The following is a 12,773-nucleotide window of genomic DNA, read 5'->3' on the forward strand; positions in this document are numbered from 1 at the left end:
TCCTGAACTATTGATTTTCAGCGAGCGTGCGGCAGGCGACGACCGATGCCATCGCAGTTTTCGTGTGATGGATCGCGCTCGCCGCAAACGACCGCATCACCATGATCCGGTAACCATCCTCCAGGGCAGTGACACTGGACATCATGTGCGCGAACTCGGTTCGGGCGGTATCGCCGGGCTTCATGCGCTCCACATCAAGGGGGCAGAGACGCGCCATCACGAGGGCCTCTGTCGGGTCGACGATGTCAAACACCGCCCATCCTGATGTCTGGTCCGTGAGCGCGCAAAGATCGCCCAGTTTCTCCTGGGCGTCCGGAAGCGAAACACCGGTCAGGAACCACTGGCCGCGGCCCATCCAGATGGCGCCACCTGCACGGCTGACTTCAAGCGCCTGCCCAAAAGCCGATTGGCAGACTTTGTTCGCCTCTTCCTCACACCCACGGAAGGGCTGCACCGAACACAGGGAACCAAGGTCAACGGCAGTTAGCCGGACATCCCCTGCTTCGATGGGCAGTGCCGACCCGGCCAGAGGAGCAACTGATCTCAAACCCGATTCAGCCATTGGCGCCTCTTCCGACATTCGCCAGGAACGGCAATTCCACCACCCGGCATTCCGTCTCTCGCTCTCCGCGCATGAAATCCACGGCACGAACGGATTGCCCTGTCCGCTCGCTGCCATTGGCGAGAAACCCGAGGGCAATATGATGGCCAAGCGTGGGCGAATGGCAAGTGGAGGTGATGTAGCCCTGCGCTTCGATGCGATGCGCTGCCGCCCCCGGATTGAACAGGTGGGCGCCAGCGTAAAGGCGTGCCTCCGGTTCGACAGGCACGAGGCCGACAAGTTGCGGGCGCTTCGCATCCGTCAGGCCGGGACGCTGGCTCATGACTTTGCCGATGCAATCCTTGGCCCCGGCCATCATGCGCCCGAGACCAACGTCTGCGGCGGTGACGCGACCGGGGATCTCGGCATGGGTCAGAAAGCCCTTTTCGATGCGCAGGACATTGAGAGCCTCCATGCCGTAGGCGCCGCCGCCCAGAGATTCTGCACGGGATACCAGCAGACGAAACAGCGCATCGCCGTGGTTTGCCGGGACCGCGATCTCGAAACCCAGTTCTCCCGAAAAGGAAATGCGAAACACTCTGCCGGCAACGCCCGCAACCGTTGCCGCACCACAGGCCATGAACGGAAGATCGTCGTCTTCCATGCTATCGGCGACAATTTGGGAAAGAAGCTCCCGCGCCCGTGGCCCGGAGACTGCAAACTGCGACCACTGCTCAGTGACTGAAATGAGCGCTACGTCAAGTTCCGGCCAGAGACACTGCGCGCAGAATTCCAGATGCGACATCACCTGACCGGCGGCCGCCGTCGTTGTGGACAGCACGTAGTGAGCCTCACCCATGCGTGCGACGGTGCCGTCATCCATCACGAACCCGTCCTCGCGCAGCATCAGCCCGTAGCGAACGCGATCGATCTTCAGCGAAGACATTGTACCGGTGTAAATCCTGTCGAGGAATGTGGCCGCATCCTTGCCCTGGACGTCGATCTTGCCAAGGGTGGAGACGTCGCAGACACCGACGCTGTTGCGCACCCAGCGGACCTCCCTGTCACAACTTTCCTGCCATGACGCCTCGCCCGCCTGCGGGTACCAGGCGGCCCGGTGCCAGAGCCCTGCCTCGATGAATTTCGCGTCCATCGCTTCCGAGGCCGTATGGCTGGCCGGAAACCGTGCAGGGGCGAAATCCTGACCGGTTGCCCGCGCCCCATATGCAGACAGTTCGACCGGGCTGTAAGGCGGGCGGAAGGTGGTCGTGCCGACGCTCTCGATCGGCTGCCCGGCGAGGTCCGCAAGGACTGCGAGGCCCAGCGTGTTGGACGTCTTGCCCTGGTCGGTGGCCATTCCCAGCGTCGTGTAGCGTTTGACGTGTTCGACCGAGCGGAAGTTTTCCTTGTAGGCGAGCTCGATGTCCTTGGTCGTCACATCGTTCTGCAGGTCGACCCAAGCCCGACCCGGCGCCGCGACCTGCCAAAATGGTGTGATCGAATAGGCCGCATCCTGCTTTATCTCCGGCAAGGGTTCCTGCACCCCGCTCAGGCCGAGGCTTCCCAGGGCGTCGATCCCCCCAGCCCTACCGCTTTCCAACGCCGCGCGCGTACCGAAGGTACCGTTGGCAGCGCCCACCGGCAACAACCCCGGCACGGCGTTTTCAGCCGGCACGAAAGCCGCGATTTCCGTGTTCCAGACAGGGCGGCCATTCATGTGGCAGGTAAGGTGGACACCGGGATTCCAGCCGCCGGATACGGCAAGGCCATCGACCTCGAACCGCTCTTCCCCGCCACCCGTCGCCACCGTAACGGAGGTCAGGCGCTTGCGCCCGCGGGTGGAGATCACCTGACCGCCGGCGATCCCTTTCCACGGTCCATCGGGCAGTTCGATGCCCGGCCGTGTGTCGATCAGCGCCGCCACCTCCAGGCCCGCGTCGGCGAGCATGTGAGCTGTACGCCAGCCGTCGTCATTGTTGGTGAACACGGCGAAGCGGCTGGCAGCCGCGACACCATAACGCTGCAGATAGGTCCGCACGGCCCCCGCAAGCATCACACCTGGCCGGTCGTTGCCGGGAAAGGCTATGCCGCGTTCCTGCGCACCGCCGGCAAGGATGGCGCGGCGGGCCGCGATCCGCCAGAAGACGTGGCGCGGGCAGCCAGCGGCGGGGCTGGCGACGTGGTCGGAAATTCGTTCAAGCGCGCCGAAAGTGCCACCATCATAGGCGCCTGTCACCGTTGTCCGGCGCATGAGTCGGACATTGGGAAGAGCGTTCAATCGATCGATTGTCCGTCCGACCCAACCGATGGCCGGCAGGCCGTCGATCTCTTCTGCCTCGTCCAGTAAACGGCCACCAAAACGGAAATCCTCGTCAGCCAGGATAACCCGTGCCCCGGCCATTCCGGCGGTGAGAGCGGCCATCAGGCCCGACGGGCCGGAGCCGATGACGAGGAGATCACAATGGGCGAACGCCTTGTCGGAGGCGTCCGAATCAGCCGTGCCGGGCAATCGACCCAGACCGGCTGCCCGGCGTATGGCCGGCTCATAGATTTTTTCCCAGAACGCCTGCGGCCACATGAAGGTCTTGTAGTAGAACCCGGCTGCCAGAAACGGTGCCAGCAAATCATTTACTGCCAGAAGGTCAATAGTCAGAGAGGGCCAGGCGTTCTGGCTGCGGGCCTCCAAACCCTCATAAACCTCCTGCATGGTCGCGCGAGTGTTGGGTGTCATACGCGACCCGCTTCCGACTTCCAGCAGGGCATTCGGCTCTTCTGATCCGGCGGTGAATGTTCCGCGGGGGCGGTGGTACTTGAAACTCCGGCCCACCAGCCGAACGTCATTGGCAAGAAGCGCGGAGGCGAGTGTGTCGCCGGGGTGAGCGAGATACTCCCGCCCGTTGAAACGAAAACTGATCTTCCGAGATCGGTCAATCAAGCCGCCTTCGGAAAGGCGGCTCATCGCTGTACCTCGGCAGCCAGAGCCACTGACGAAATCGCATGATTGCGAGTATCGCGCACAACGTGCAGCCATGCCGAACATCCCAGGTTATGGTGCCATAACTCGGCGTTCGGTCCGGCCGGGTTTTCCCGAACGTGCAGATATTCGTGAAACGCAGCGGTGCCGGCATCACCCGACGGCCGCGCCAGCAGCGCGGCGGAGCCCAGATAGCTGAATTCCCGCAGATCCCGCTCTCCGCAGATCGGGCAATCAATTCTCACAGCCGGTCCTCCGGCATCTCAGTGTCGGTTCGGTTGCGCACCCGTGCCCTCCTCGTCCAACACGTGGCCAGTCTCGAACCGGTCCATGCGCAGTTTCGTCGCGTGCCGCGAAGGCTGGCCGGTGGCAATCAGATGCGCAAAACACCAGCCTGAGGCTGGAGTCGCCTTGAAGCCCCCATAGCACCAGCCGCCATTGAAGAAGAGGCCATCCACCGGCGTTTTGTCGATGATCGGTGAGCCGTCCATCGTCATGTCCATGATCCCGCCCCAACTGCGCAGCATCCGTGCGCGGCCGATCATCGGCATCATCGCCATGCCGGCCTCACAGACGTGTTCGACCATCGGCAGGTTGCCCCGCGCAGCATAGGAATTGTAGAAATCGAGGTCGCCACCGAACACCAGTCCGCCCTTGTCGGATTGACTGATGTAGAAATGGCCCATGCCAAACGTGACTACACCGGGAAGGATCGGCTTCAGCCCTTCGGTGACGAACGCCTGCAGGACGTGGCTTTCTATCGGCAGACGCAAACCGGCCATCTGACCGACCTGGGACGAACGGCCGGCTACCGACATTCCGACCTTGTCCGCCATGATCGAGCCACGCGATGTCTCCACACCCAGAACCCGGCCGCGTTCAATCCGGAAACCCGTAACTTCGCAATTCTGGATCAGGTCGACGCCGCGCGTGTCGGCACCACGAGCAAATCCCCAGGCTACGGCATCGTGCCGCGCCGTGCCGCCCCGACGCTGCAGCAACCCGCCATGTATTGGAAACCGGGCATTCTGGTGATCGAGATAAGGATAGGCAGCCCGAACCTCATCCCGGCCCAGCAGTTCCGCGTCGTCGCCTTGCAGCCGGATCGCGTTGCCGCGACGGGCGTAGAAATCCATCTGGCCGTCGGAATGGGCGAGGTTGATCACGCCACGCTGGCTCATCATCACGTTGTAATTCAACTCCTGCTCCAGTCCCTCCCAGAGCTTCAGCGAGTGAGAATAAAACTCCGTGTTGCCGTCGATATGGTAATTTGCCCGGACGATCGTGGTGTTTCGACCGACATTGCCCCCGCCCAGATAACCCCTTTCCAGCACCGCAACATTGGTGATGCCGTGGTTCCGGGCGAGGTAATACGCCGTGGCCAATCCGTGGCCGCCACCACCGATGATGATCACGTCGTAACGCGGCTTCGGCGCGGGGTCGCGCCAGATTGGCTTCCAACCCGCTTGCCCGCGCAAGCCGTTAAGAAGAACCGAAAATCCCGAGTATCGCATCGCCCTCGCCTCTCGCGCCCCAGAGAACAACGCGAAGGCAGCAGGAACAAGGCCGGAAACGACGTATGGCGTCGTTTTCGCCACGCCAGCCATATTTCTGACGCAGACCAATTCTACTAGCCGGCTTCAGATCATATTCGAGATACGTGATGACCGATCAGAGCGCTGCACCAGAACGGATTGACGGCAACGGGACAGGACAGCCGGCTGCACCGATGATCCTGCCGTGGGCCTATGCGATCATTCCTTCGCTCGGTGCCGTGATCTGGTTGCTGGCGGGGCCGGAATCGTCCCTTCGCGTTTCCGGCATGCCGATGGAATTCCTGCCGCTGATCTATCTTCTTGCGATGTTCACTGCCCTGCGGTCGGGGCTGTCTCGGGACAACTTCCTTCGCATTCCGTCGCTATGGGACAGGGTGCCATTGGCGCTCTTTCTGGCACTCTCCGCCGTGACCCTGGCCCTTGTAGCCGTCGATCCGGTCCATGGCTTGGCGGAACTCGGAACGCGGATGCTGATCGTCATAACAGGCGTTTTCGTATCTTACCTCATCTGGAAGTTTGGCCCCAGTTTCGAAGCAGCGATGACGTGGAGCGTCTTTCTGCACGTCGTGGCGCATCTGCCGTTTCTGCTGATCTTCTACATACTTTACATCGGCGATCCCGCGCTGAACTGGAAAGGCGGGCCGATTGGCTACTGGCATGTTCGTATCTGGGGCATGTTTCTGGCGGCTGCCATCGCGGTCGGGGTTGGCCTCACCCTTCGCAATCCGAACCGTGGCGAGCGTATCGCGCTTTGGTCAGTGATCGCAGTTCTCATCGGGTTGCTGTTCTGGTCCGGTTCACGGGCACCGATTTTGGGGCTCGGCATTGCCGGCATTATGACATTTGCACTGTTTCCGCGACGGACGCTGCCAGCGCTCTTGCCACTCGTCCTCGCCGGTGGCGTCGGGATCGCGTTGTCATTCCTGCCGGAGGTGCCAAATTCCGCCTATGGAGTGCTGAACAGTCTTGAGGAGACGGTAGCCTCCGAAGACGTTGATGGCAGTTCCGGCGGCCGTGTGACGATGTGGCGGGATGCACTCGTTCTCGTGGCGGAACGACCTCTCTTCGGTCATGGTTTCGATCAATACCGTTTTGTAAATTTCGGACGTTTCGAATGGGCGCTGCAACCGCACAACGAGTTGATCAACTTCCTTGTGCAGTCGGGCGTGATCGGCAGCCTGCTGATCGTGTTTGTTGCCTTGCGGTTCTGGGTGAAAGCTCTGCTAAGGGTGCGGCGCAGTGACAGTGCCGCCCGGATCGGCGCATTCACCGCTCTGAACACGCTCATCGTCATTTCATTCTTCGATGGTTCGCTTTACCACCCGCAACCGCTGACCTTGGCTGCACTGCTGGCCGCACTATGCCTGCACCCCGGCGCGGATGTGGACAGCACCGCCAAGAGCGCGTAATAGGCAGCAGATTCACACTTTTGGGAGCGGCGAATGCCCAAGATCAACGGAAATGAAATCCGGCCCGGCAATATCCTTGAACACAACGATTCCCTTTGGGTTGCGGTCAAGGTCGGCCACGTGAAGCCCGGCAAGGGCGGCGCCTTTGCACAGGTGGAGATGAAGAACCTGCGCAACGGCTCGAAGCTGAACGAACGCTTCCGCGCCGCCGACAAGGTGGAGCGTGTGCGGCTGGAGCAGAAGGACCAGCAGTTCCTCTACGAGTCCGATGGCAACCTTGTATTCATGGACACCGAAACCTACGAGCAGATCGAACTGCCGGCCGATATTCTTGGTGAACGTCGCCCCTTCCTGCAGGACGGCATGACCATTACCGTGGAATTCCACGACTCCGAAGCCTTGAGCGCAACACTGCCGCAAAAGGTCACCTGTACGGTGGAGGAAACGGAGCCTGCGGTGAAGGGGCAGACAGCGGCCAACAGCTTCAAGCCCGCGGTGCTGGACAACGGCGTCCGCGTCATGATCCCACCCTTCGTGGGTGAGGGCGAGGCTATCGTCGTAAACACCGAAACCATGGAATATTCCGAACGCGCCTGACGCGGAATTTCGGCTCCGTGTTCGAAACGGCCCGCCCAACGGCGGGCCGTTTCGCGTTTGTCAGAGCATTATGCGGTAGAGAGCGAAACCGTCCGCGCCTTCGCCCGCGGCCTCGATCCGGACCCCCTCGACGCCGGCCATGTGTTCTTCGGCCGCCGGGCCGGTCTCGAACAGGACGGTCGTGCCGTCAAGCGGTGCGAAAGACCAGTTGGCATCGGCCGAAGGGTTGATGGTCCCCTGTTCGACGATGTAGCGGACGATCACGTCGCGGTTCGTATCGGGGGCGATGAATACTGTGGTGGATCCGTCGGCGCCGGGGAAGTTGCCGCCGCCGCCAGCCCGGTAATTGTTGGTCGCCACGACGAATTTCTGCGCCGGGTCGATCGGCTGACCCTCGAAAGTCAGGTTGACGATCCGGTTAGCGTCCGGATTGATCAGTTCACCCTCGGTATTGTATTTCGACGGCTGGGACACGTCGATCTGGTAGCTGACACCGTCGATTACATCGAAATTGTAGCTCGGGAATTCCGGGTTCAGCAAAACTGCATCCTGCGCGCCCGGATCGATCTGGTTGAAGATCCCGGCAGAACGTTCCAGCCAGTCCTTCACCGTCGCGCCGTCAATCACGACGGCCCGCGCCGTGTTGGGATAGAGGTAGAGATCGGCGACGTTCTTGATCGCCACCGGCCCCGGCTTGACGTCCGTGTAGTATTCCGGCCCACCCCGGCCGCCGGCCTTGAAGGGTGCCGCTGCCGAGAGGATCGGCAGCCCCTCCCACTCGGTGCCCTGCATCATCTGTTGAATGTACCAAGTCTGCGCCTGACTGACGATCTGGACGGAAGGATCGTCCGCCACCAGCGCAAAATAGGAATGAAGCGGCGCGGATGTCTCGCCTACCGCACGACGGACATATTCCAGCGTCTCATCATGGCTTTTCTGTGCAGCGGCCAGCACGGGGGCGTAATCCTCCACCGTCGGAACATAGGCTCGGTCCTCCCGCGTGTAGATGCCCCTCAGTTCGCTCATTGAATCGGCGATCCGCCAGCTGGCACCATCCCTTTCCAGCATCAGGTCGATCACGCCCAAATGGCTGCCCCAGAAGCCACCCATCGTGGCCGGCTTGCCCATAAGGCGGCCCGTCTCCGGGTCCAGCCCTTCGGCAGCCTCGTAGCCGGTGCCAGGAAATTCGCGATGGTGGTGGCCGGTCACGATGGCGTCGACACCCTCGACCCCGGCAAGGTAGAGCGAGGCGTTCTCCATCCCGTCACTCGCCTGATCAGTAGAAATGCCGGAGTGGCTGAGCGCTATGATGATGTCGGCCCCTGCCTCCTTCATCTCCGGCACCCAGGCCTTCGCCACCTCGATGATATCGCGCGCATTGGCCGACCCTTCGAGATGGCGTTTGTCCCAGTTCATGATCTGCGGCGGACAGAAGCCGATGAAGCCAACCTTGATGGGCGCCTCGGCACCCGTGCCGTCCACCAGCGTCTTCTCGACGATGACGTAGGGTTTAACGAACAGTGCGTCGTCCCGCGGGCTGCTGGCCAGCGCACCCTTGACCACATTGGCACTCACCACCGGGAAGTTCGCCCCGGAAATGGTCTTCATCAGGAAATCCAGCCCGTAGTTGAACTCGTGGTTTCCAAACGTGGAGGCGTCGTAGCGCAGAACGTTCATCGCTTCTATGATCGGGTGCATGTCGCCTTCCTTCATGCCCCGCTCATAAGCGATGTAATCACCCATCGGGTTGCCCTGCAAAAAATCGCCGTTGTCCACCAGCATCGTGTTGGCAGCCTCTGCGCGTATTGCCTCGATCAGGCTGGCCGTGCGCGAAAGGCCCAGCGAATCGCTGGGTCTATCGGCGTAGTAGTCGTAGGGAAACACATGGACATGCAGGTCCGTTGTCGACATCACGCGCAGATGCGCTGTGCCGGCGGCGGCGAAGGCCGTATAGGGATGCGCCATTACCAGCGCACCGGCGGCACTGCCAGTTGCCAGGAATCCTCGGCGTGTCGGATGGAAGAAATTTGCCATGATGGCCCCCTCTGTCGGATCTGTGCGGACTGCAGTTACCCCATGTCCGTCTGGGTTTTGTGACATCCGCTGTCAGGCCTCATCGGTAATCGTCTCCACGGAAGTGATCATCGGCAGATGCTCAGCCAGCACGTCCCAAGTCTCTCCTTCGTCGCGGCTGCCGAACACGGTGCCGGATGCAGTACCGAAATAGACGCCCACGGACTCGCATGAGTCAACGGCCATCGCCTGCCGCAGCACCGTCAGGTACGCATGCCGCTGCGGCAAGCCGGAGCGCATGTCATGCCACGTAGCGCCACCATCACGCGTACGCCAGACCGCCGCCTTGGCATCGGGCATATAGCGTCCGGTGGAATCGCCGTTCATCGGTATGTACCATGCAGTCTGCGCGTCTCGCGGATGTACCGACACGGGAAAGCCGAAGCTGCTGGGCAAGCCCGCTTCGATACTGCGCCACGTTTTGCCGGCGTCATCGCTGCGATACATGCCGCAATGGTTCTGCTGGTAGAGTATATCGTTGCCCGCAAGGGCGATGCCATGCACGCATTGTCCGATTTCCGGATAACGCTGATCCTCTGGCATGAAATCAGCCCGTGTTCCGTGGTTGCGCGGCTCCCAGCTCCTGCCGCCGTCTTCTGTGAAGAAGACACCTGCCGTAGATATCCCGACCCAGATCCGCGCCGGGTCCTGTGGGTCGGGTACGATGTGATGCAGGGTCAGCCCCGCCCCGCCCGGTTGCCACTGCCCGCGCGATGGATGTTCGCTCAACGCCTTCAGGTGTTGCCATGTCTCGCCGCCGTCTTCGCTGCGAAACAGGGCCGCCGGTCGCACGCCCGCAAAGACGGACCCCGCGGTGCAGGCGAGTGACCAGACCCGGTCTATCGTCTCGCCCTCGATGTCTATGCCCTTGCCGGACCGTGCCCATGATTTGCCAAAGTCGTCGGTCCGCCAGACATCCAGCCCGTGCCACTCCGACCCGCCGGCTGCGTAGATCCGCCCGTTGCCGTCACCGGCCACATGGTTGATCGGCCAGTGGTCGCAGAAAGGACCATGGATCGCCCAGTCCTCTCGTGGCGCGTCGCTTTGCAGAAAGAAAGCACCCTTGTTGGTGCCGAGAAGAATTTTTACACCCATGCCAGCCCCCAGGATCAGGTTGGCAAAGCATACACAAGAATCGCGCAAGCTCGTAGCGTGTTCTGCTTTCCCTTCCTGCCCGATGCCGCTAAGAGAGGCGCGCAACTCCAAAATCACGTGGTTTCGAAATGTCCCAGGCCTCCGCCAACCTAAACGTCATGATCAAGGCCGCTCGCAAGGCGGCACGGAGCCTCGTGCGCGATTTCGGCGAAGTGGAAAGCCTTCAGGTGACGTCCAAGTCCGCCGGTGACTTCGTAAGTCGCGCGGATATCAAGGCGGAAGAGATCATCCGCGAGACCCTGACGGAAGCCCGCCCCAATTACGGCTGGATGGGCGAGGAGAGCGAGGAAGTCAAAGGAGCGGATCCGACGCGTCGTTGGATCGTCGATCCGTTGGATGGCACCACCAACTTTCTTCACGGCATGCCGCACTGGGCCGTATCCATCGCGCTGGAGCATCGCGGCCAGATCGTCGCAGCGGTGGTATACGACCCGGTGAAGGACGAGATGTTCACTTCCGAAAAGGGCGCTGGCACCTGGCTGAATGACAGACGCTTGCGTGTCACCAATCGCTCCACGTTGATCGAATGCATTTTCTCGACCGGAATTCCCTTCGCCGGCAGCACCTATCTGCCGATGGAACTGCGCCAGATCGCCAAGGTTGCACCCACCTGTGCCGGCATTCGACGCTGGGGTGCTGCCGCGCTGGATCTCGCCTATGTCGCCGCCGGTCGATACGACGGCTTCTGGGAAGCAAACCTCAAGCCGTGGGACATTGCCGCCGGATTGCTGCTTGTCACCGAGGCGGGGGGCTTCGTCGAACCTTTGGCCGCCGGCGGCGACATGTTCGACAAGGGCGGCGTCATTGCCGCCAACGCCGAAGTGTTCGAGCGGTTCAAGGGACTTGTCAGAGACGCGTGACTAGCGCCGCGCCTGCCCGCATCTCACCGGTCGCGCGGTCGAACCGCAGATGAGCTAAACCCTTTCCGTCCGCCGTGCTGTAAAGCGTCCCGGCCGCCTTGCCGTCGGCGAGTATTTCCGTGCCCGCAGGGGGCGCTTCGCCTTCAACCGCGACCTGTACGAGGCCCTTCTTCAGCTCCGTCTTGTGCTTCATACGGGCGGTCACTTCCTGCCCGACATAACAGCCCTTGCGGAAATCCACACCGTGCAGGGCCTCAAAACCGGCTTCGAGAATGTAGCTCTCGTCGGCCAGCAACTCGATGCCGGTTTCAGGCACGGCATGGTCAATCCGCAGTCGCGTCCAGTCGTCGTCGGTCGCCGGTTCCATTCCTGAAATTCGCTCTGCAAGCCCGTGGCCATACATCCGCCAGCCAAGGTCAGGATGGCGTGGATCCGCCACGACGCCCTCGCCCTCGGGTTTCGTACCAAAGACCTGGGCGATCTGCACGTCGCTCGGTTCGATCTCCACCTTGCGCCGGAGGCGGTACATCGTCAGTCGCTGCGCCAATTGCGGTGCGCGGTCCGCAGCGCTATCAAGCAACAGGCTGTCACCATCCGACACCACGAGAAAATCGAACAGATACTTGCCTTGCGGCGTCAGCAGGGCCGCATAGATCGCGCCACTGGCCACCCCGCCCAGATCATTGCTGACAAGATCCTGCAGAAAATCCACATGCTCCGGCCCGCTGACCCGCAATACCGTCCGACTGTTCAGCACCCTGCCCTTTTGCATCCTCGCAATCCTCCTTCCGCTCACTTATAACCTGCGCAAGGAAAATACACCCCCGGATGCCATGCCCGCCCCCATCTCGATCATCATCCCGACGTTGCGGGCCGAGAACACCATCGGCCCGACCCTTTCCAGCCTGGCGGAGGGCCTCACCTCCGGCCTGATCCGCGAGCTGATCATCAGCGAAGGCGGTGAATCCGCCGAGATGGCAGAAATCGCGGATCAAGCAGGAGCCGTGTTCCTAACCGGTCCCGCCGGTCGGGGCGGTCAGTTGCAGCGCGCGGCGGACACGGCGGTTGGCGACTGGCTGCTGTTTCTCCACGCCGACACACGACTGGCCCCAGGCTGGCCGGAAGCCGTGCGACGGCATCTGTCCGAGGGGGAGCGCAAGGCGGGATACTTCCGGTTACGCTTCGACGCAAAGGGCATCGCGCCGGCGTTCATTGCCCATTGGACCAACCTGCGTGCCCGAATGTTCGGCTTGCCTTTTGGCGATCAGGGCCTGCTGGTGCCGCGCCAACTCTATGACAAGGCAGGCGGTTACCGGAATATGCCGCTGATGGAAGACGTGGCCCTCGTTCGGGCGCTGCGTGGCAATCTGCGGGCGATTGCGCATCCGGCTGAGACATCCGCGATCCGTTACCGCAGGGAAGGCTGGTGCCGACGCGGTGCCCGCAATCAGTGGCTGTTGCTTCGCTATTTCCTTGGCGTATCCCCGGAGACCCTCGCAAGAGAGTATGCCGCCAGGCAGGGCTGATGATTCCGCAACACCGGTAACTTTTCCTTTGAGCCTTTCTGGAAACGGGACTAGGACTTTTCGGATTCGAAGGAGTTTCCAA

General features: G+C 61.8%; 11 protein-coding genes. 4 read left to right on the forward strand and 7 right to left on the reverse strand.

From position 1 onward, the window contains the following. Positions 1-7: 7 nt before the first annotated feature. From GO499_RS10640 to GO499_RS10655, 4 genes are read right to left on the reverse strand one after another with little or no spacing between them, the layout of a single operon-like run. Entirely contained in the window at positions 8-562 is a 555-nt protein-coding gene (locus GO499_RS10640) for a sarcosine oxidase subunit gamma (protein ID WP_161862162.1), read from the reverse strand. After that, positions 555-3,500, reverse strand: a complete 2,946-nt coding sequence (locus GO499_RS10645) for a sarcosine oxidase subunit alpha family protein (protein WP_161862163.1) — start codon at positions 3,498-3,500, stop codon at positions 555-557. Before GO499_RS10645 ends, GO499_RS10640 begins: the two co-directional genes overlap by 8 nt. Continuing rightward, a complete protein-coding gene (locus GO499_RS10650) occupies positions 3,497-3,760 on the reverse strand; it encodes a sarcosine oxidase subunit delta (RefSeq protein WP_161862164.1) in 264 nt (87 codons plus the stop codon). Before GO499_RS10650 ends, GO499_RS10645 begins: the two co-directional genes overlap by 4 nt. A gap of 18 nt (positions 3,761-3,778) precedes the next feature. Then, positions 3,779-5,029, reverse strand: a complete 1,251-nt coding sequence (locus GO499_RS10655) for a sarcosine oxidase subunit beta family protein (protein WP_161862165.1) — start codon at positions 5,027-5,029, stop codon at positions 3,779-3,781. A gap of 149 nt (positions 5,030-5,178) precedes the next feature. On the opposite strand from GO499_RS10655, the gene GO499_RS10660 reads away from it, so the two are divergent. Further along, positions 5,179-6,480, forward strand: coding sequence for an O-antigen ligase family protein (locus GO499_RS10660; RefSeq protein WP_161862166.1), 1,302 nt, complete (start codon positions 5,179-5,181; stop codon positions 6,478-6,480). A 33-nt stretch (positions 6,481-6,513) separates the two neighbouring features. Continuing rightward, complete coding sequence (gene efp / locus GO499_RS10665) at positions 6,514-7,077, forward strand: elongation factor P (protein WP_161862167.1); 564 nt, start codon at positions 6,514-6,516, stop codon at positions 7,075-7,077. Between the two features lie 60 nt (positions 7,078-7,137). Here the strand turns inward: efp and GO499_RS10670 are convergent, their stop codons facing one another. Together GO499_RS10670 and GO499_RS10675 are read right to left on the reverse strand one after the other, a co-directional pair. After that, positions 7,138-9,111 carry a bifunctional 2',3'-cyclic-nucleotide 2'-phosphodiesterase/3'-nucleotidase gene (locus GO499_RS10670; protein WP_161862168.1) on the reverse strand — a complete coding sequence of 658 codons (1,974 nt, stop codon included), beginning with the start codon at positions 9,109-9,111 and terminating at the stop codon, positions 7,138-7,140. Positions 9,112-9,183: 72 nt separating this feature from the next. Then, on the reverse strand, positions 9,184-10,245 hold the full coding sequence (locus GO499_RS10675) for a WD40/YVTN/BNR-like repeat-containing protein (protein ID WP_161862169.1): 1,062 nt from the start codon (positions 10,243-10,245) through the stop codon (positions 9,184-9,186). Positions 10,246-10,373: 128 nt separating this feature from the next. On the opposite strand from GO499_RS10675, the gene GO499_RS10680 reads away from it, so the two are divergent. Next, the gene (locus GO499_RS10680; RefSeq protein WP_161862170.1) at positions 10,374-11,165 is read left to right on the forward strand and encodes an inositol monophosphatase family protein; all 792 of its coding nucleotides are present in this window, start codon (positions 10,374-10,376) and stop codon (positions 11,163-11,165) included. Here the strand turns inward: GO499_RS10680 and ygfZ are convergent. Continuing rightward, on the reverse strand, positions 11,152-11,919 hold the full coding sequence (gene ygfZ, locus GO499_RS10685) for a CAF17-like 4Fe-4S cluster assembly/insertion protein YgfZ (RefSeq protein ID WP_161863931.1): 768 nt from the start codon (positions 11,917-11,919) through the stop codon (positions 11,152-11,154). The two genes, GO499_RS10680 and ygfZ, sit on opposite strands and share 14 nt — an antisense overlap. Before the next feature lie 79 nt (positions 11,920-11,998). On the opposite strand from ygfZ, the gene GO499_RS10690 reads away from it, so the two are divergent. Continuing rightward, positions 11,999-12,691: a TIGR04283 family arsenosugar biosynthesis glycosyltransferase gene (locus GO499_RS10690; RefSeq protein WP_161862171.1), complete on the forward strand. Its 693-nt coding sequence runs from the start codon at positions 11,999-12,001 to the stop codon at positions 12,689-12,691. Positions 12,692-12,773 lie beyond the last annotated feature (82 nt).

The organism is Algicella marina (assembly GCF_009931615.1).
Taxonomy (GTDB): Bacteria; Pseudomonadota; Alphaproteobacteria; order Rhodobacterales; family Rhodobacteraceae; genus Algicella; species Algicella marina.